The organism is Bradyrhizobium sp. 23AC (genome assembly GCF_054863025.1).
The window spans coordinates 437729-456876 of sequence record NZ_JAVAYN010000004.1 but is presented as its reverse complement, the minus strand read 5'-3'; the positions used below and the strand labels follow the sequence as shown (position 1 = coordinate 456876).

The window sequence follows — 19148 nt, the reverse complement described above, 5'->3', positions numbered from 1 at the left end:
CGACGCAGGAGCCCCCTAGTTCTCGGACTCGGTGAACACCTGGTCGCGCTTCGACCGCAACACGGGCAGCACCGTGAGCAGCAGCAGGCTCGCCGCGATCGCGAGCAGCACCGCCGACAGCGGACGCGTCAGGAACACGCTCCAGTCGCCGCGCGAGATCAGCAGCGCACGGCGCAGGTTCTCTTCCATCAGCGGTCCGAGCACCATGCCGAGCAGCAGCGGTGCCGGCTCGAAATCGTGCTTGATCAGCCAGTAGCCGACGAGACCGAACACGCCGGCAAGGATGACGTCGACCGGTGCGTTGTTCACCGAGTAGATGCCGATCGCGCAGAAGATCACGATCGAGGGGAACATCAGCCGGTACGGCACGCGAAGCAACCGGACCCAGATTCCGACCAGCGGCAGGTTGATGATGATCAGCATCAGATTGCCGATCCACATCGAGGCGATCATGCCCCAGACGAGGTCGGGCTGCTTCTGCATGACCTGCGGACCCGGCACGATGCCATGGATGGTCATCGCGCCCACCATCAGCGCCATCACCGCGTTCGGCGGGATGCCGAGCGTCAGCAGCGGGATGAAGGAGGTCTGCGCCGCAGCGTTGTTGGCGCTTTCTGGCGCCGCCACGCCCTCGATCGCACCGCGGCCGAACCGCGACGGGTTCTTGGCGAGCTTCTTCTCGAGCGTATAGGCCGCAAACGAGGCGATGACCGCGCCGCCGCCGGGCAGGATGCCGAGGATCGAGCCGAGCACGGTGCCGCGCAGGATCGGCGGCGTCGAGTCGATCAGATCCTTCTTGGTCGGCATCAAGCCGGTGATCTTCTGCTGCACGAGATCGCGGTTCATCTCGGCGCCATGGTCGAGATTGCGGATGATCTCGGCGAAGCCGAACACGCCCATCGCCACCGTCGCAAAGCCGAGGCCGTCGGCGAGCTCCGGAATGTTGAAGGCCATGCGCGAAGCGCCGGTCTCGATGTCCGAGCCGACCATCGACAGCAGCAGGCCGAACACGATCATCGCGATCGCCTTCAGCACCGAGCCCTTGGCCAGCACGACCGCAAAGATCAAGCCGAGCACCATCAGCGAGAAATACTCGGCCGGGCCGAACGCCAGCGCGAGCTTGGTCAGCGGCGCGCCGAGCACGGCAATCAGCACGGTCGCAACGCAACCGGCGAAGAACGAGCCGATCGCCGCGATCGCCAGCGCCGGGCCGGCACGGCCCTGCTTGGCCATCTGGTGACCGTCGATAGCGGTGACGACCGATGTCGCCTCACCTGGAATATTGACCAGGATCGACGTGGTCGAGCCGCCATACTGGGCGCCGTAATAGATGCCGGCGAGCATGATCAGCGCGCCGACCGGCGGCAATCCGAAGGTGATCGGTAGCAGCATCGCGACGGTGGCGATGGTGCCGATGCCCGGGAGCACGCCGACCAGCGTGCCGACCAGCGCGCCAATCAGGCACATCAGGAGGTTGATGGGCGAGAGCGCGACGGCAAAACCGTGAGCGAGGTTGGCAAAGATATCCATCACACCCTCACTGGATCAGGAAACGCGGGTACATCGGCATCGGCAACCCGAGCACGTAGGGAAAGAGGATCGCGCAGCCGATCGTCAGGCAGGCGCCGACGATGGCGGCCTCCAGCCAGCGCGTCTCATGCGATCCCGTCGCGGCGATCATGAAGCTCGCAAAGGCCGTGACCACGAGGCCGAGCGGCCGGATCGCCAGCGCGAAAAACAGGATCGCGGCCATCACGAACATCGGCCCGCGCCACGAGTAATGGGCCATCGCCGGCCCATCGGTCAGAAGTCCGGTCAGGGCGATGCCGGCGGACAAGGCGACCAGCAGTCCGCCGAACATCCGCGGCGCGGTGCCGGCGCCGAAGGAGAAGCCGCGCATCCCCTGCAGATCGCTCGAGGCCCACAGCGCAAACAGGGCCAGCGCCATCAGGATGACCCCACCGACATAGTCCTGCGCCGACCTGATGGTCATGAACAGCGTGAGGATCGCCACCGCAAAGATCGGATAGGAATAGATCAGCGCGAGCAGCACCTCGGACGACGCCTTCTTGGTGTCACCGGTGGCCGCTCCCATCAACGTACTGGGCGCACCGACGAGTAACGCGGTGGCGTGGCTGATCACGACCGTGGCCGGGCCGCGGCCCGCGCCCCAACCGAAAATCGTCCCTATCGACCAGATGAATTCGAAAATCTGCGGCGCAATCGCCAGCAGACAGAAGCCGAGCGCCACCGATGTGTTTCGGGTGGCAGTCGCCGAGTGGCCCATCGTATCGGCCATGCATGTCTCCTCCGCGACCCGTAAGTCACGAGCACTGTTGTTCTAAATCGGCTGGAAATGGATCCCCCGCCCGACCACTGCCTAGCGATTTTCATTACACAATGCCAGCAAAACCCAACAGTCCCCCGGCGAGCAGGAGCCAGAGTGGATTGATGCGCGAGACCGAGGCGATCACCGCAACCATTGCGGTCAGAAGCACTGCAGCAATTGTGCGATCGGTCGACTGGGCCAGGATCAGGGCACTCGCCGCCATCAATCCGATCGAAAGCGGAACCAGTGCAGCCTGGATCAAGCCGGGCCAACGCGATTTGCTGGGCCGATTCAGGAGGCGGCTGACATAATGGGCAAGCAGCGCTGTCGGCAGACACATCGCCAGCGTCGCCGCCAGCGCGCCGGGGATGCCGGCGACGGCATAGCCGATTAACGTCACGATAAGCACGTTCGGACCTGGCGAGAGCTGCGCGATCGCATAGGCGTCGGTGAACTGCTTGTCGGTCATCCAGTGATGCACCTCGACCGCGATGCGGTGCATCTCTGGCACCGCCGCTGCGGCGCCGCCGACCGCGAACAGCGACATCAGTCCAAAGGTGGAGATCAGCGCCCAGATCGGATTCTCGGGCTTCATGCTGCTACTTTCCGCCGCAGGAAAAAAGTGGCGCCGACACTGACGGGGATCGCGACCAGCAGCACCGCCGGAAGCGGCAGGCGGAGCACGCCGATGGCGAGGAACACGCCGGCCATCAGGATCAGTGCGAGGGGATCCGTCCGCTTCAGCAGTGGCGTCATCATGCGGAACACCACCGCGATCAAGAGTCCGACCGCCGCGCAGGAGATGCCGGCGAGGCTGCGGCGCAGCACGTCGAGGTCACCGTAACGGGCGTAGATGATCGCAAGCACCATCATGATCAGCGTCGGCGGCAGCAACAGCCCGGCAAAGGCGGCAACCCCGCCCGCGATGCCGCGCAGCCTTGATCCGAACACCATCGACAGATTGACGATGTTGGGTCCGGGCAGGAAATGGCAGAGCGCAAAGGTCTCGTTGAATTCGTCCGCATTCATCCAGCGGTGCTGCTCGACGATCGCCCGCCGGGCAAACACCAAGACCCCGCCGAAACCGGCCAGCGACATCCTGGCAAAGGCCAGAAACAGCGCGAGCAGGCCGGGCGGAGCGGCGCCGGCCGCCCGGTGGTCCGGCACCTGATCTGTTTCTTGGGCGGCCGGTGCGGAATCCTCGGGCATCTCAGGAGCTTAGAACGCTGGTCGTCACGCGGCCAAGCTCATGCCCCCGTCCGGCCGGAACCTATCCAAAGGGAACCTTGCGGAGGCCGTTCAAACCCCTGTTTTTCGAAACCTTTGCGCCCTATATTGGGGCTGCCGGTTCGCCGGCTATGGAAATAAACGGTCGTCGCAATAAACCATTCGGACCCGGGGGCGGTACCCGGCGCCTCCACCAAAGCCCACCAACGGGTCATCCCGAAGCGGGCTTTGGCGGGGGCGAAATAGGATCGACGAGGGCGTAAAGGGCGAACTTTTTCCCGGTATTGTTCCGCCGTTATCGGGCTATGCAATAGTTGCCAACGACAACTTTGCTCCGGTTGCTCAGGCTGCGTAACGCAGTTTGAAAGACCATCTTAAAGTCCTAACGGGTTAAGCTCCGTTAGGCGGGGTTCGGAGGCACCTGGCAACAGAAGCCTCCACTTTACTACTTTACTCTTGATTTCTTCCCCGGCGGGGACTCCTGCTGACCCGTCAGGCGCGGTACTATTGCGGCTTGGCGAGTCGGGTCGGCACGGTCCGGCTTCGGGGATGCAACAGGACCACCATGGCGACCGATCATATCCGATACGATGTGCTGGCCCGCGACGCGCTGCGCGGCGTGCTGCGGAAGGTGCTGACCGATGCCGCGGCCCAGGGCCTGCCGGGCGAGCACCATTTCTTCATCACCTTCGTGTCGAAGGCCGAGGGCGTGAAGCTGTCGTCGCGGCTGCTGGCGCAATATCCGGAAGAGATGACGATCATCCTGCAGCATCAGTTCTGGGACCTGACCGTGCTCGAGGACCGCTTCGAGGTCGGCCTGTCCTTCGGCGGCATTCCGGAGCGGCTGATCGTGCCGTTCAGCGCCATCAAGAGCTTCCTCGATCCGTCCGTGAAGTTCGGCCTGCAGTTCGACACGTCTGACGTCGCCGAAGTCGCGCCCGAGACGCTGCCGACAGCTCCCGCGCCATCGGCCGTCGCCGTGCAGACGCCCGCCCCTGAAACGGCGGAAAGCACGGAGGAGCCGGCGGCCCCGAACCAGGGCGGCGCCGAAGTCGTGCGGCTCGATCGTTTCCGCAAGAAATGATCTAGGTTGGGGCCGAAGCCATCGCGCCCGGCCAAACTGTCTATATAGAAGAGCACATGAAACGGCCGCGCGGCATTTCGGGCGGCAGGATGGATGTGCTCATGGCCAAAACTGCCCGATCGAAGACTGACCGATCAAAGGCTGCCCGCCCCGCCACCCGCATCGAGACCGACAGTTTCGGTCCCATCGAGGTTCTCGCCGATCGCTATTGGGGTGCGCAGACCGAACGCTCGCGCCAGAACTTTCGCATCGGCACCGACCGCATGCCGATCTCGCTCGTGCACGCGCTCGGCATCGTCAAGCTCGCGGCCGCGCAGTCCAACCTCGAGCTCGGCCTGCTCGACCGGCGCCGCGCGGGCGCCATCATCCGCGCCGCCCGCGAGGTGATCGAGGGCAGGCTGGACGATCATTTCCCGCTGGTGGTGTGGCAGACCGGCTCGGGCACCCAGAGCAACATGAATCTCAACGAGGTGATCGCCAACCGCGCCAACGAGCTCTTGGGCGGCGAGCTCGGCGCCAAGAAGCCGGTGCATCCCAACGATCACGTCAACATGAGCCAGTCGTCGAACGATTCGTTTCCGACCGCGATGCACATCGCGGCCGCAAGTCGCATCAATGCCGACCTCATTCCTGCGCTCGGTGAGCTGCTCCGCGCGCTGCGCAAGAAGGAGAAGGCGTTCGCAAACATCGTCAAGATCGGCCGGACTCATACGCAGGATGCCACGCCCCTGACGCTCGGCCAGGAGTTTTCCGGCTATGCCGCGCAGGTCGAAAGCGGCATCGCCCGGCTCAAGGTCGCGGTGAAGGACCTCTATCCGCTAGCGCAGGGCGGCACCGCCGTCGGCACCGGCCTCAACTCGAAGCCGCGCTTCGCGAAGCTTTTCGCCAAGCACGTGGTCGGGATCACGAAGCTGCCCTTCACCAGCGCCGCCAACAAATTCGAGGCACTGGCCTCCAACGACGCCTACGTGCTGGCGCACGGCGCCATCAATTCGGTCGCGACAGGGCTGTTCAAGATCGCCAACGACATCCGCCTCTTGGGATCGGGCCCGCGCTCGGGGCTAGGCGAGCTGGTCCTGCCGGAGAACGAGCCGGGCTCCTCGATCATGCCGGGCAAGGTCAATCCGACCCAGTGCGAGGCGATGACCATGGTCTGCTGCCAGGTGTTCGGCAATCACACCGCGATCACGGTGGCCGGCAGCCAGGGCCATTTCGAGCTCAACGTCTACAAGCCCGTGCTCGCCTACAACATGCTGCACTCGATCCGCCTGATGGCGGATGCCGCGCGATCCTTTACCGAGCATTGCGTGAGCGGCATCCGTGCCGACGAAAAGCGCATAAGTGAGCTGATGCAGCGCTCGTTGATGCTGGTGACTGCGCTCGCCCCGAAGATCGGCTACGACAACGCCGCCAAGGTGGCCAAGACGGCCCATGCCAACGGCACCACGCTGAAGGAGGAAGCGCTGCGGCTCGGCTTCGTCTCGGCCGACGAGTTCGATCGCCTGGTACGGCCCGAGAAGATGACCAGCCCGGGATAGAACTCCGAATTCCGATAGCCATCCGTAATGATACGGACGCTCGGCGCCCTAGAAATGTGCGGCTTTGGGGGCGGGATTTGATTACCGTCAATGTTCCGGCAGGACGGCGTGCTACGCAGCCCTTCCGCCCCTCGACGGGGGCGAAATTCATCGTTTGATGGCCCGAGAGGCCGATTGACGAGGACAAGCGAATGGCGATCAAGTCTTGTGGGGCGCAGTGCGGCACCCTGTTTCTGAATGTTTCATCCTGCCTGGAAAGGATCGGATGATGGAGACGCGGCATGGGGAACGTCATCAACCTGAATCGTTTCAGGAAGCGCGCCGAACGGGAAACCTCGGCGAAGCAGGCGGACGCCAACCGGACGAAGTTCGGCCGCACGAAGGCGGAACGGTCGGCGCAGGAGACGCGCGCGGACAAGGCGAAGGCGCACCTGGACCAGCACCAGATCGATCGCGAGGAGCAGCCATGAAGTCGCCCGTCGTGAAACGGTCGATCGTCGTCGCCGGGCACAAGACCAGCGTCAGCCTGGAAGAGGCGTTCTGGAACGGCATGAAGGAGATCTCCGGCTTGCGCAACATGACGTTGTCCGAGCTGGTCGGCGAGATCGACAACAACCGCCAGCAGGGCAATTTGTCGTCGGCGATCCGCCTGTTCGTGCTGGACTACTTCAAGAGCCGGGCCATGGCCCCCCAGCCGGACAAGGTCCCGGCCCAGTAGCCGCCGGGGGCGCTTTCGACGGCGCTCCGCGATCTGCACTTTAAAATCACTCTAAGGTGCGGTTTCAGCGAGCCCGCGCGCTTGACCTCAATGCCTTGCGTTGAAAATACAGGGCATGACCGACACCAATGACACGCGCCCGCACATGCCGCTGGGTCTGGCCCAGCGCGGCTATACCGGCGTCATCCAGCATCTTTCCGCTCGCGAGGCGGGCTCGGCGCTCTCCGACATCGAGCTCGAGAGCCGCCTGATCGAGCTCGGCTTCGTCGAGGGCGCCCGGGTCGAGGTCCTGCACGAGGGGCTGGTCGGGCGTGACCCGATCGCCGTGCGGGTCGACAGCATCACGATTGCGGTCCGACGCCGCGAAGCCATGGCCATCATCGTCGCCTAGACAGCGACCGGACCTCTGATCCCGGACCAGTGATTCCATGGAATTACCCCTGCTGCATCTGGCCCTGGTGGGCACGCCGAACAGCGGCAAGACCTCGCTGTTCAATGCCCTGACCGGCAGCCGGCAGAAGGTTGCGAACTATCCGGGCGTCACCGTCGAGCGCAAGGAAGGCTTCTTCGTCACTCCGCTGGGACGTCAGGTCTCGGTGGTCGACCTGCCCGGCACCTATTCGCTGCGCGGCCGCAGCCCGGACGAGGAGATCACCCGCGACTTCGTGCTCGGCAAGGCCTCCGGCGAGACCGTGCCCGACCTCGTGCTGTGCGTGGCCGATTCCACAAATCTACGGCTGACCATCCGCCTGCTGCTTGAGCTCAAGCGCACCGGACGGCCGATGCTGCTCGTGCTCAACATGTTCGACATCGCGGCCCGCCGCGGCATCACCGTCGATACGGAGCGGCTCGCCAAGGAGCTCGGCCTGCCCGTGGTCACCTCGATCGCGGTGCGCAAGGGCGGCACCGCCGACCTCTTGAAGCTGACCGACGAGATCTCGGCAAAGCTCGCCGCCGAGGCGGAGGCGAACAACTGGCGCGCGCTCAGCGTCTCCGAATTGCGCGCGACCCAGCGCGAGGCCGACCGCATCATCGCCGACTGCGTCAGCCTGCCTGCTAGGCCCGACACCTGGACCGCGCGGATCGACGCGATCGTGCTGCATCCGGTCGGCGGTCTCATCGTGCTCGCGCTGATCCTGTTCGTGATGTTCCAGGCGGTGTTCGCCTGGGCGCAACCGGCAATGGACGTGCTCAAGTCCGGCTTCGACGCGCTCGGGGAGCTCGTGCAGGCCACCCTGCCCGACGGCCTGTTGCAGAGCTTCCTGCAGAATGGCGTGATCTCCGGCGTCGGCAGCGTCATCGTGTTCCTGCCGCAGATCATCCTCATCTTCCTGTTCATCCTGCTGCTGGAAGATTTCGGCTACATGGCGCGCGCCGCGTTCCTGATGGACCGCATCATGGGCGGCGCCGGCCTGCACGGCCGCGCCTTCATTCCGCTGCTGTCGAGCTTTGCCTGCGCCATTCCCGGCATCATGGCGACGCGCGTGATCGACAACAAGCGCGACCGGCTGACCACGATCCTGATCGCGCCGCTGATGACCTGCTCGGCGCGCATTCCCGTCTACACGCTGATCATCTCGGCTTTCATCCCTGCGAAGGATATCTGGGGCTTCATCAACCTGCAGGGCCTCGTGATGTTCGGCCTCTATTCCTGCGGCATCATCAGCGCGCTTCTCGTCTCGTTCCTGATCAAGTTCTTCATGCTGCGCGACTATGCGCCGGCGCCGTTCATGCTCGAGCTGCCGGACTACAAGATGCCGCGGTTGAAATCGATCGTGATCGGCATCTTCACCCGCGCCAAGATGTTCCTGTACCGCGCCGGCACCACGATCTTCTCGATGATGGTGCTGATCTGGTTCCTGGCCTCGTTCCCGCAGCCGCCGGCGGGCGCCACCGAGCCCGCCATCGACTTCAGCCTGGCCGCGATCATCGGCAAGGCGCTCGAACCGCTGCTCGCGCCGGTCGGCTTCAACTGGCAGATCGCGGTCGCGCTGATCCCGGGCATGGCGGCGCGCGAGGTCGCGGTCGCCGCCCTCGGCACCGTCTATGCGATCGAAGGCGGCAAGGAAGCGGCCGAGCAGATCGGCCAGGTGCTGGCGACGAAATGGTCGCTCGCCACCGCGCTGTCGATGCTGGCCTGGTACATCTTCGCCCCGCAATGCGCCTCGACGCTGGCCGTGATCCGGCGCGAGACCGGAAGCTGGACCTGGATGGCCGTGACCTTCACCTACATGCTGGTGCTGGCCTATGCCGCGAGCCTCCTGACGTACAACGTCGCGGTGGCGCTCGGGGCCGGCTAGGCCCTCCCAAAACAAAACTCGCGAAAACAACCCCATGCACAGTAGACGGGGGTTGTGAAATCAATGGCTTACGCGCGAGCGAAAGTCGTCTCGGTTGCCTGGTCGGGCAAAACACTGGCACGATGCCATTCTCCCGAAAATGATCGATGCCGCACAGGTCTGGCTTGCAAGTCACGAGCTGTGCGACGCGCGACCAGACGCTCCGAAGCTGCGGCAGCGGTCGAGCTGCATGCTGCTTCCGAGGCGCTACATCGTCGGGCAAAGCATTGATCCAATGACATCATCAAAGATTCGCCAGGACCAGGTTGGAGATATTTCGCGCGCTTGATCTGGATCAAGCTACCTCGCGCAACGAGTCGGAGACTGGCGGAACGTCGTCGCAAGCTGGGCCATTGTGGGGGCACGGAGCGACCGGGATGCCGTTATTGGCCTATTTCTGTAAGGTCGGAGCGGCATTGCTCGCGCTCCTGTTCGTTGCGGACTTCTGTCTGCCCGGCGTGCAAGTCGCCGAGAGGACGACCGCGGATCGGGCGACCATACGCATTCACTCGGACCGCAAATTGCCCGAGCGTGTGGTCCTCGATATGACCGCGCCAGTGATCGTGGCGGTCGCATCTGCACCTTCGATTACGGAGCCTCCTTCCCTCGCCCGCACAGAGCCGCCGGTCATTCGAGCGGAGACACCCGCGGTTGCCAATGCACTCGCGATGGCGCGCGCGGACTCGCCGCCGCGCGAAGCCGTCGAGCACAAGCGGCCGCGAAAGCCGCAACACAATGCGCCGCGATCGAAACGACACCCGACACCGCAGATGGTCCTGGCGGCGCGGCAACCACAGTTCGGGTGGTTTGGCTACCGGTACTGGTGATCGCAACGGCGCTCGTGCGGCACTCGACCACGCTCGGCGATGCCGGCGCCCGGCGATGATCCGGACGCCGATCTGCATGGCATCTATTCGAACTGGGCGCAGACGCCTCCCTGCCAGCGGAGGCATCGACGCACGGCCCGACGTGTGTGGCGGACCGTGGTCCTTGCGACGCATATGCCGTTGATCCGTGTTCGTCCCGGTCCGCATGCTGCTGCGACCGGCGTGATCATGCTCTCGGGTTGGACAAGCGGCGCGGGGGTCATGCCTTGGGCCGAAGTTCCGACCAACAAGGCGAAAGTCACAACAGCGATCCACTTGATCATTGCCTATCTCCTTTTGTCCAGGGAACGAAGGCCTGTCGGACGATCCTTGATCCTTTCCAGTCACGTTGCCATCTGCACGGATATTCAAACGCATGCGGAGCATGGAAAGTCGCAGCATGTCCTTGTTGCGCTAGATCAAACCCGAGCCGTCCATATCATCCGTTGATCTGCGTCATTCCATCGCATTCGAAAACGATCAAGCGTGAAAGCCTCGAGGCCCTTGCGGACAGAGTGAACTCTAAACGCGCCAGACATTCTCGCGTCTGTTCGTCTCCCACGAAAAAGGCCCCGGTTGATGCCGGGGCCTGAGTTCACTGGGAAGATTTGAGATCAATAGCGAGCCGTGACCGGCGCGCCGTAACCGCCGAAGCGATAGTTCAGCCGAAGTGTGACCATGTCGATATCCTGGGTGACGCCGCTGCCCGTGAGCGCGAGCCCGCCGGGCGTGACCACGCCGGCTGCGAAGGCGGTGTTGTCCCGCCCCATCCAGAGATGGTCGTACTCGACACCGACCGACCAGTTCGGCGTGAAGCCGTATTCCCAGCCGACACCGAGAGCACCGCCCCAGCGCGTGTGACCTGCGGAGGCGAGGCCAACGCCCGTGACGTTGTTGAAGATATCGAAGCGATTACGGGTCACCGCCGCGCCGCCCTTCAGGTAGAACAGCGAGGCGTTCCATGCCCAACCTACCTGGGCCGTGAAGAGCCCGATGCCATCTGTCTTGCCCGTGGTCGAGACCAGCGGATCAATCAGGCTGACACGCGTGTTCTTGATCTCGGCCCAATCGCCCTGCGCTTCCAGGCCGAGCACAAACTGATTGGTCTGCCAGCGATACCCGAGCTGTCCGCCGATCAAGCCGCCGGAGCGATCGGCGCAACCACTTGCGAGCGTCCCTGCAGCCGTCACGAAGTCGACGCAGCCGTGGCTCTGCCCCCAGCCGCCGTTGGCGCCGATGTAGAATCCCGTCCAGTTATAGACTGCCATCACAGGTACCGGCGGCGGCGCTGCCTTGACAGCCATATCGGCAGCCATGGCCGGAGCCACCATGCTCAGCGCCGCGAAGCCGATCGCAGCTATCGAGAGCTTCTTCATCGTCGTATCCCCTTTTCCTAGATCTCTTCCGTTCAAAAATTGAGCCTTATGCAGGCTAGCGTGCATATTGCGAACGTCTCGAGGTTACGCGCGAGGGAGGCTTTGGCCCGTACCAAAATGGCAACACTCAAGCGCCACGTCTGTGCACGACAACGTGCTTATTCGCTATTCATCTCGGAGCGAGGTGCTGTCTTGTTCGTCGGCAAGCCAAGCGTGGACGCCGGAGGATGGGATGAGCCGCCTGGGAAGGTGGGGGTTGATCGTGCCTGCAAAGACTGCAAGCCCCTCGTCGAGCCTGGCACGCGCGAACAGCTTGGCTTCATGCTCGGTCGCGAAAGTCTTCGTCTCACGCGGACTCCGCTTTCTCAAAAGTAGCCCCCGTTTTCGAACTTCAAAGGTGACGTACCAAGTCGGAATCATCGCTCTCACCAACGCCTCGCCAACCAGCCCGGTTGCTGTTGTGGTTGGGCCGCGATCGCAGCGCTTGATGCAGATCAACTCGAATGGCTTGTCGAATTCGCCAGCGAGGAAGGCCAGATGCGGCCCGGGGACGATGCTTGCGCTCTACGCGGAAGTTCGACCGTTGATCTCGGTCAATGGTCTACCTCACCGGCCTGTCACGCTTTCTCGTCGTCCTGCAAAGGGAGAGAGCACATGACCGAACATGCCAAGCTGATCGGACTGTTCGTCATCGCCGCGCTGTTCACGGCAGCGCCCCTGTCGTTCCACACCTCGCAGTTGAATCCGCTCGCCGTGTCCGTTGACACCGCCGAGGCCCGCGTCGGGCGCCCGCTCACGCCGGGAAGCGTTGCCGGCGTCAACCGCAGGGTCCATCGGCGCGCCTACTACGGTGCAGCGGCGGCGGGAGCTGCCGCCTATGGCGCCTATGGCTATCGTCGGGCGTGCGGATATCAGCCCTATCCGCCCTGCTATTGAGGCGCCGGTTCGAGGGCGCACAAGCCGTTGAGCTAGATCAACACCGGGCCCCTCTCCGGCGGCAGCGTCGAGGTCTGGCCGCGAAGGACGGACCATGAATGCGCTGCTCAGGGAAATCCGGCACAGCCCGCTGCTGTGGCTGCTGATTGTCGTGCCCGTCGTGATCGTGCTCGAGCATGTCATGCCGGACGCGCATACGCTGCTGTTCGTGCTGGCCGTGATCGCCATCGTGCCGCTCGCGAGCCTGCTCAGCCATGCGACGGAGGCCGTGGCCGAGAAGACCGGCGATGCGGTCGGCGGACTGTTGAACGCCACGCTTGGCAATCTCACGGAGCTCATCATCGCGGTCACAGCGTTGCAGGCCGGTCAATACATGCTGGTCAAAGCCTCGATCGCGGGTGCGATCGTGACCAACTCGCTGTTCATGCTGGGCGCATCGCTGTTTCTGGGCGGATTGAGGCATCGCGTGCAGGAATACAACCGGGCGGGCGGCAGGCTCCATTCCGCGCTGCTGCTGATGGCCACGATTGCCCTGTTGTCACCCTCGGCCGTAGCCGATCTCGACTTTCCCGGACACGAGGCGACGGTGCAGCGCTTGAGCACCGCCTTGGCGGTCCTGCTGATTGCGGCCTACGGTCTCAGCCTGCTGTTCTCGCTGAAGACGCACAAGGAGCTGTTTGCAAGCAGCGACCATGGCGAGGCTGGCGGCCCGATACTGCCGGTCGCGATCGCCGTTCCAACCCTGGGGATCGTCACCGTGCTGGTTGCGCTCGTGAGCGAGATCTTCGTCGCGTCGGTGCAGAAGGCGGCCGAAACGCTCGGCATGACCCCGGCCTTCGTGGGGTTCATCGTCGTTGCCCTGGTCGGGGCCGCGGCCGAGATGGCCGTGGCGTTTTCCGCGGCACGCCGCAACCGGCTCGACATGAGCGTGAGCATCGCGCTCGGAAGCGCAAGCCAGATCGCGTTGTTCGTCGCACCCGTTCTCGTGCTGCTGAGCTACGTCGTCGGGCCGCAGCCCATGGACCTTCAATTCTGGCCGGGCGCGGTGACCATGGTCATGATCGCCGCCGTGGTGACGAGCTTCGTCACCAATGGCGGTCGCTCGGCCTGGTTCGTCGGCGCGCTCCTGCTCTGCATCTACGCGATCTTCGCGATGACGCTCTACATGGTCCCGCCCGGCTCGCACGGGCCAGTCTGAAGCATGATCCGGAAAAGTGCGCAGCTGGTTTTCCGGATCATGCCTAAACAACAACCTAAAGCGCGATGACGATTCATCCTGATCGCATCGCGCTTTAGGCTACGCGCCGCGCGCCGGTTGACCTGTCGGGCAAAACAGCGGCACGATGGCATCATCGGCCTCGATAACATCCAGATCGCGACCAGCTCCGGGCGACACTCTGCTTCCATGAATCGCTTCAGTACCGACAACCTGACCGCCGAGAGGCTGAACGAAAGTCACCTCCCCGATCTCGTCGCGCTCCATCTGGATCCCGAGGCGTCGCGTTATATCGGCGGCGTGCGCTCGGCGGAGGCAACGGAGAAATATCTCGTCGCCAACATGGCGCATTGGGATCAGCACGGCTTCGGCCTGTGGACGCTGCGCACGAAAGACGGCGCATTTGCCGGACGGGCGGGCATCCGGCATATCCTGGTGGACGACGTCGACGAGATCGAGATCGCCTACGCGTTCAACCGCAGCCTCTGGGGCCGGGGACTTGCCAGCGAGATCGCGACTGCGCTCACTCGGATCGCCCTGTCACAGCTCGAGCTGCCGTCCCTCATCGGCATCGTCTATGTCGCAAACGGCGCATCGCGCCGCGTGCTGGAGAAGTCGAATTACCTGCTCGAGCGGAGCACGAACCGTCACGGCGAGGACGTGGTGATCTACCGAATCCGCCGATAAGAGCCGCGGGTCCTCCTGCGCGGTGACAACGAAACCACCGCGCAAGAGGTTGAGCCGCCCAGCCCCTTAAGGCGCGATGCGATCAGGATGAAGCGTCATCGCGCTTTAGCTTGTTGTTTAAGCATGATCTTCTCGGAAAACCGCTGCGCACTTTTCCGGATCATGCTTTAGAGCGGCCCGATCCGCGCCGCGATCACCACGCGTAGCGCAGCCGGGCGGTGCCGGCATAGGTCAGCGACCGCTCGGCAAACTCGCCGTCGAACTTCGCCATCACCGAGATGCCGCTCCTGAACTGCCATTCCGCGCCGGCGGTGACCAGCGCCAGGTCACGGGCCGGCGTCGCGCCGTTGACCGCGAAGCTCGCCACGGGAAGGCCGACGAAGCTGACGTTCAGCCTGGGATCGCTGATCTCGTCACGGGCCCACGCCGCCTTGCCGAACAGGTTCAGCACGCTGCCGTCGGGCACGTGCCACGACTTGCCGATCCGGTTGCCCAGCTCGGTGCGCACCGCCGTGACCGTGCGCGCCTCGTAGTTGAGCGCGAACTGCGCCGAGCCCACGGTCGCCGCTTCGGCGTAGGACGGCGTGCGGAACTCCTGCACCTGAACCACCGCATAGGGCGTCATGTCGAGCGCCGCCCACAGCGGAATGCGGTAGCCACCTTCGATGCGCGCACCAAGATCCTGGGCGTTGAAATCGGCACGCAGCGTATCGGCACCCGCGACGCGCACGGTTCGGAAGGCGGAGGTCCAGTAATTGCCGTAGGAGACGGCGCCCGAGACATAGGCGGCACCAAACTTGTGCGAACCGTAAAGACCGGCCAGCAGCACGTCACTGCGGCCATTGCCGAGATCACCGGCCAGCGACCATGAGGTCGAGCCGCCCGCCAGCGAAAAGCCGACGCGCGTGTCCGCAGACAAGCGATAGTCGGCGCCCGCTGCGAAGCCGCCGGCACTCGACCTGACGTCGTGACTGCCGACGATGACGGCATCGCCGTTGGTCTTGCTGCTGCCGCCAAATGCGGTGCCCCACACGTTCCAGCGCGGCGCGGCCGCCTGCTCCAGCGACGGCGCCTTGCCGACCGCGGCATAGGCCGAGGCGATGGCGGGCGGCAGATTCGCACTCGGACGCTCCGCCGCAAAGCCCATCGCACCACTACTGCCGCCGGCGCCGCGATCGACCGCAAACGGATCGGTCAGCAGCGACAGGTAGAGATTCGTCAGCTGCACGCCGCCCTGCTGGGTCGCCGTGCCGTTCTCGCCGGAGAGTTGGGTCAAGGCGCCGGGCAATTGCGCCGGAGCAAGCCCGGTCAATATCTGAAATCCGCCCGACGGGCTGCCGCCGCCGTCGAGAAACTTGTCGATGCCGCCGGCGACATTGACCGGATTTCGCGGCGTGCCCGTGGGCAGCTGCGGCGACAGCGATCCGGGACCGAACACCGCGACAAATGCGAAGTCGTCACCGACCACGTCCCAGGGCTGGGTGGTGAGATCAGCGGCGGTCGTGCTGTTCTGGTACACGATCGTGCCGCCGGCATAGGGCGAGCCGAGCACCCGCCCGAACTTGTTGTAGGATGACGGACCCGACTGCGTCACGTTGATCGTGGTCAGGAACAACACATACTGCTGCCCTGGCGTGAGCACCACGCCGCCGGTATTGGCCGTGACAGGCGTGAATGTCGTGCTGGCCGGCGAGGTCATCACCGCTGAAGTGAACAGGGAGCTTCCGGTGATCTGGTTGTTGACCGAATCCCACCTATAGACCGATGCCGTGAATTGCGACTGGGCGCCAAAGTAGTTCGCCAGCTCGAACGAAAATCCAGTGAGCCGGCTCTGGCCCGGCGCCGTGATGGTCTGCCCGTAGGTCGCCGTGGCGCCGGCGCCCCAAGTGCTGAATCCCGCCGTGCCGTTCCAGGCCGGAAGCGTATCGATCGTCTGGGCGGCGGCCGGGGCCGAGAGCGCCATTAACGCAGCACCACAGAGCCAATGGCGGCGCAGCATATTGCGTGACGCCGGGCGATGCCTCTTCGCAGGCCGCGACGATCCGTTGCCGCGATCGAATTCCGATCGCGCCTGATAATTGCTCATAGTCAACTTGCCCCCACGCGCGTCCGCGCTCATTCCCATTCCTGACGGATCAAACTGATTCAGCGATGAATCACCTGCCGCCTCGCGTGAGATGACAAAGCGTTGCTACATGTGTCAAATTCATCAAACACAAAACTCAATGAGCTAAGCGCATCATGATCACCATCCGGCACATCGAGATCGTCAAAGCCCTGGACCACCATCGTCACTTCGGCCGTGCCGCCGAATCCCTGGGCATCACACAGTCGGCACTGACGCGCGCGCTTCAGGCGCTTGAAGGCGATCTCGGGGTGCGGCTGTTCGACAGGGGAACGGGCGTTCCAGAGCCGACGATGTTCGGCCGCATCGTGCTGGAGCACGGCGAGCCGGTCGCGCGCAGCATGGATATCCTGTCCCGCGAGATTCGTCTGGCCAGGGGACTGGAGGTCGGCGAGATCACCGTTGTCGCTGGCACATTTCCCTCCGAGCTCTGGGTGCCTCAGGCGCTCGGACGTCTCGCGATGGAATTCCCGAACATCCGCTGTCGCCTGCGCTCGACTGAAGCCCGGTTCGCGGTCAAGGAGGTGCTGAACGGCAGCGCCGATATCGCGATCTGCGACCAGATCGAGGTCCGCGACCTCGATGATCTCGCGTTCGAGAAGCTGGTCACCGCCAAGGTCGCCCTGTATTGCCGGCGCGGCCATCCGCTGCTGCGGCACAAGGTGATCAAAGCGGAGGATCTGCTGGATTATCCCCTGACCGGTCCCCGCCCCTCGCACTATTCATCCGAGCTGGTCGACGGCGCTGGCGACAATCGCGCATTGACCGTACCGAAATCCGGAGGGTTCGTTCCGCGAATCTGGGCCGAGAGCTTCGCAGCGATGCGCCAGGTGGTGATGGCGAGCGACGCGATCGGCTGGGCACCGGTGCCGCTCCTGGAGCCCTATTGGCGCAGGCGCGAACTCGCCCATTTGGTGATGAAGCCGGCGCCGATCGACATTGAATTCGGCCTCATTACCCAACGTCACCGCACGCCGGCTCCGGCGGTGACGACGTTCATCAGGATCATCTCGGCGATCGCCGCGAACAAACCGGTGCCGCGCAATCTGACCGGCGGATGACGTCGCCGCGGGGCCTCGCGGATCTTACCTGAAATACCCCAGCACGAGATCGATGTCGGAGCTTCCGGCCACCGTGCCGGTCAGCTCGGCGTCGATGACGCGGCGGCAGGCGTCGATCGCGGCGTGGTCACCGAGGTCGTTGGCGGCTTCCAGCACGAGCCAGGCCGCGTCCACCGACGCCTTGTCGGGTGCTCCGCCGCCGAGATCGGCGGTGACGGCGCTGTTGAGGTTCTTCTTGCGAACCGCGGTGCCGAATTGAGGCAACATTGCAAATACTCCCCTTTGAAGTCCGGGACGATGCTCAGTGCACCTGTTCAGTGGACCTGAAGCTCGGGCTGACGGCCGCCTGAGGCGGAGTCAGCGGCGGTCTTGCGCGACTGGTAGAACTTCAAGACGCTGCGCGAGGTCTCGATCTTGAGCCGGCCGAAATCGCGCTCGTTGTCGTGGAGCTCGCGCGCCGTGATCAGATGATCCTTGGCGCCGAGGAACAGCAGCGACATGGTCGTGTCCCAGGAGAAGTCGAGCGCCTTGCACAGCACCAGAATCATCTCGCGGTTGCGGTCCATCATCGCGCGCTCGATCACGTCGACCGGCAACGCCGACAGCAGCGACAGGCCGATCTGCACCTCGTCGAAGCGGTGCTGGCGCGCATAGTTCGAGATCGAATCCTGGTTGAGGTTGCCCTGGCGATACTGCGTCGTCACCACGCGCTTGGCGACGAAATAGCTGCGCGAGGACGGGCCGAACTTGGACTGAAGATCGCCGGTGACCTCGGTCACCGAGCTCTGGATCTGCGCCATCATTTCGGGCCGCTCGGTCTCGAGGCGGCGGCGGACGTCTTCCGACGCCTTCGAGATCAGTTGCTGGAAGATGTGGCGCGGCACGTCCTTGCGCAGGCCAAGCTGCTCGGCGAGGATCGAATCGCCCTCGGCGCGGCGGACCATGTGCAACAGGCCCGAGCCGGAGAAGCGCGCGCCCTCGTTCCTGGCAACCGACGTCACGACCTCCTGATCGCCGCGCTTGACCAGCACGTCGGTGACGGCCTCGCCGATCGATTTGCGCTGGGCGATTGCGAGCAGATGCGACTGGCCCTTGGTCATGGCGCTCTCGACCAGCATCTTCTCGTCGAGACGAGTGGAGTCGCGCAGCACGGGACCGGCGACCTCGATCTCGTCGTCGAGCGCCAGCTTTTCGATGACGTTGAGCGGAGCGTGATCGCACGCCGACATCAGCTCCGAGAGCTGCGCCCGCGCAGCGACCTCGATCTCGTCGGCGAGCCGCCCGATGACCTCGCCGAACATGCTGATCTCGTCGTCGCTGTAGCGGCCGGTGATCAGAATGTCGGTCGCATGCCACAACGCCTTGGCCCGGCTCTCGTCAGTGCCGCGCGCGATCGCGTCGTCCAGATCCTGTAGAAGCGTTTTCGCCCCGTTCATCTCGATAACCCCAGTTCTTGGCGAGTAATTCTTGGCAGTTCTTTTGGCGCGCCGCCCCGCCGCTCGTGGCGGGACACCGGATTCCTCTGAGAACTGACGCTAGAGATCAAACGCGAGAATTCGGTAAAATCGGCAAATCAGTTTTGCCGGGCAAAATTCATTCAAATGCGAGGGAATGGGTTTACGGGCGGACAAGGCGGCTCGGAAGGT

General features: G+C 64.1%; 20 protein-coding genes and 1 other RNA gene. 12 read left to right on the top strand and 9 right to left on the bottom strand.

Annotated features, from left to right (window positions below; all coding sequences use genetic code 11):
- Nucleotides 1–15: 15 nt before the first annotated feature.
- From RAD10_RS13265 to RAD10_RS13250, 4 genes are all read right to left on the bottom strand, one after another.
- Nucleotides 16–1530, bottom strand: a complete 1515-nt coding sequence (locus RAD10_RS13265) for a tripartite tricarboxylate transporter permease (RefSeq protein WP_461617827.1) — start codon at nt 1528–1530, stop codon at nt 16–18.
- Nucleotides 1531–1537: 7 nt separating this feature from the next.
- Nucleotides 1538–2299: a tripartite tricarboxylate transporter TctB family protein gene (locus tag RAD10_RS13260; RefSeq protein ID WP_461617826.1), complete on the bottom strand. Its 762-nt coding sequence runs from the start codon at nt 2297–2299 to the stop codon at nt 1538–1540.
- Between the two features lie 94 nt (nt 2300–2393).
- Nucleotides 2394–2924, bottom strand: coding sequence for a chromate transporter (locus tag RAD10_RS13255; protein WP_461617825.1), 531 nt, complete (start codon nt 2922–2924; stop codon nt 2394–2396).
- Nucleotides 2921–3538 (bottom strand): chromate transporter, encoded by a 618-nt coding sequence (locus tag RAD10_RS13250; RefSeq protein WP_461617824.1) that lies wholly within the window; start codon nt 3536–3538, stop codon nt 2921–2923. Before RAD10_RS13250 ends, RAD10_RS13255 begins: the two co-directional genes overlap by 4 nt.
- Before the next feature lie 95 nt (nt 3539–3633).
- Here RAD10_RS13250 and ssrA point away from each other — a divergent pair.
- The 8 genes from ssrA (at nt 3634) to RAD10_RS13210 (ending at nt 10062) form a co-directional block, all read left to right on the top strand.
- Nucleotides 3634–3998: a transfer-messenger RNA gene (gene ssrA, locus RAD10_RS13245) on the top strand.
- Nucleotides 3999–4121: 123 nt separating this feature from the next.
- The gene (locus RAD10_RS13240; RefSeq protein ID WP_028145462.1) at nt 4122–4640 is read left to right on the top strand and encodes an SspB family protein; all 519 of its coding nucleotides are present in this window, start codon (nt 4122–4124) and stop codon (nt 4638–4640) included.
- Nucleotides 4641–4729: 89 nt separating this feature from the next.
- Nucleotides 4730–6178 (top strand): class II fumarate hydratase, encoded by a 1449-nt coding sequence (fumC, locus tag RAD10_RS13235; protein ID WP_461617903.1) that lies wholly within the window; start codon nt 4730–4732, stop codon nt 6176–6178.
- Between the two features lie 281 nt (nt 6179–6459).
- The gene (locus RAD10_RS13230; RefSeq protein ID WP_461617823.1) at nt 6460–6648 is read left to right on the top strand and encodes a DUF4169 family protein; all 189 of its coding nucleotides are present in this window, start codon (nt 6460–6462) and stop codon (nt 6646–6648) included.
- A complete protein-coding gene (locus tag RAD10_RS13225; protein WP_063202285.1) occupies nt 6645–6896 on the top strand; it encodes a ribbon-helix-helix domain-containing protein in 252 nt (83 codons plus the stop codon). The genes RAD10_RS13230 and RAD10_RS13225 overlap by 4 nt, the downstream gene beginning before the upstream one ends.
- Nucleotides 6897–7011: 115 nt before the next feature.
- Complete coding sequence (locus tag RAD10_RS13220) at nt 7012–7287, top strand: FeoA family protein (RefSeq protein ID WP_018319701.1); 276 nt, start codon at nt 7012–7014, stop codon at nt 7285–7287.
- Nucleotides 7288–7324: 37 nt separating this feature from the next.
- On the top strand, nt 7325–9196 hold the full coding sequence (feoB, locus tag RAD10_RS13215) for a ferrous iron transporter B (protein WP_461617822.1): 1872 nt from the start codon (nt 7325–7327) through the stop codon (nt 9194–9196).
- A 416-nt stretch (nt 9197–9612) separates the two neighbouring features.
- Nucleotides 9613–10062, top strand: coding sequence for a hypothetical protein (locus tag RAD10_RS13210; protein ID WP_461617821.1), 450 nt, complete (start codon nt 9613–9615; stop codon nt 10060–10062).
- Nucleotides 10063–10715: 653 nt separating this feature from the next.
- On the opposite strand, the gene RAD10_RS13205 is transcribed toward RAD10_RS13210, so the two are convergent.
- Together RAD10_RS13205 and RAD10_RS13200 are read right to left on the bottom strand one after the other, a co-directional pair.
- The gene (locus RAD10_RS13205; RefSeq protein ID WP_461617820.1) at nt 10716–11477 is read right to left on the bottom strand and encodes an outer membrane protein; all 762 of its coding nucleotides are present in this window, start codon (nt 11475–11477) and stop codon (nt 10716–10718) included.
- Between the two features lie 165 nt (nt 11478–11642).
- The gene (locus tag RAD10_RS13200) at nt 11643–11975 is read right to left on the bottom strand and encodes a hypothetical protein (protein WP_461617819.1); all 333 of its coding nucleotides are present in this window, start codon (nt 11973–11975) and stop codon (nt 11643–11645) included.
- A 156-nt stretch (nt 11976–12131) separates the two neighbouring features.
- On the opposite strand from RAD10_RS13200, the gene RAD10_RS13195 reads away from it, so the two are divergent.
- From RAD10_RS13195 to RAD10_RS13185, 3 genes are all read left to right on the top strand, one after another.
- On the top strand, nt 12132–12413 hold the full coding sequence (locus RAD10_RS13195) for a hypothetical protein (protein WP_461617818.1): 282 nt from the start codon (nt 12132–12134) through the stop codon (nt 12411–12413).
- Between the two features lie 94 nt (nt 12414–12507).
- Nucleotides 12508–13611 carry a calcium/proton exchanger gene (cax, locus tag RAD10_RS13190; RefSeq protein ID WP_461617817.1) on the top strand — a complete coding sequence of 368 codons (1104 nt, stop codon included), beginning with the start codon at nt 12508–12510 and terminating at the stop codon, nt 13609–13611.
- 207 nt (nt 13612–13818) lie between these two features.
- Nucleotides 13819–14316, top strand: coding sequence for a GNAT family N-acetyltransferase (locus RAD10_RS13185; protein WP_461617816.1), 498 nt, complete (start codon nt 13819–13821; stop codon nt 14314–14316).
- Nucleotides 14317–14509: 193 nt separating this feature from the next.
- Here the strand turns inward: RAD10_RS13185 and RAD10_RS13180 are convergent, their stop codons facing one another.
- A complete protein-coding gene (locus RAD10_RS13180) occupies nt 14510–16279 on the bottom strand; it encodes an autotransporter family protein (protein WP_461617815.1) in 1770 nt (589 codons plus the stop codon).
- Nucleotides 16280–16557: 278 nt separating this feature from the next.
- Between RAD10_RS13180 and RAD10_RS13175 the strand changes: the two genes are divergently transcribed.
- Nucleotides 16558–17502, top strand: a complete 945-nt coding sequence (locus RAD10_RS13175) for a LysR family transcriptional regulator (RefSeq protein ID WP_461617814.1) — start codon at nt 16558–16560, stop codon at nt 17500–17502.
- Between the two features lie 24 nt (nt 17503–17526).
- Here the strand turns inward: RAD10_RS13175 and RAD10_RS13170 are convergent, their stop codons facing one another.
- Together RAD10_RS13170 and RAD10_RS13165 are read right to left on the bottom strand one after the other, a co-directional pair.
- Nucleotides 17527–17769, bottom strand: a complete 243-nt coding sequence (locus RAD10_RS13170; protein ID WP_092253357.1) for a hypothetical protein — start codon at nt 17767–17769, stop codon at nt 17527–17529.
- Between the two features lie 47 nt (nt 17770–17816).
- Entirely contained in the window at nt 17817–18938 is a 1122-nt protein-coding gene (locus tag RAD10_RS13165; RefSeq protein WP_104463261.1) for a DUF2336 domain-containing protein, read from the bottom strand.
- Nucleotides 18939–19148 lie beyond the last annotated feature (210 nt).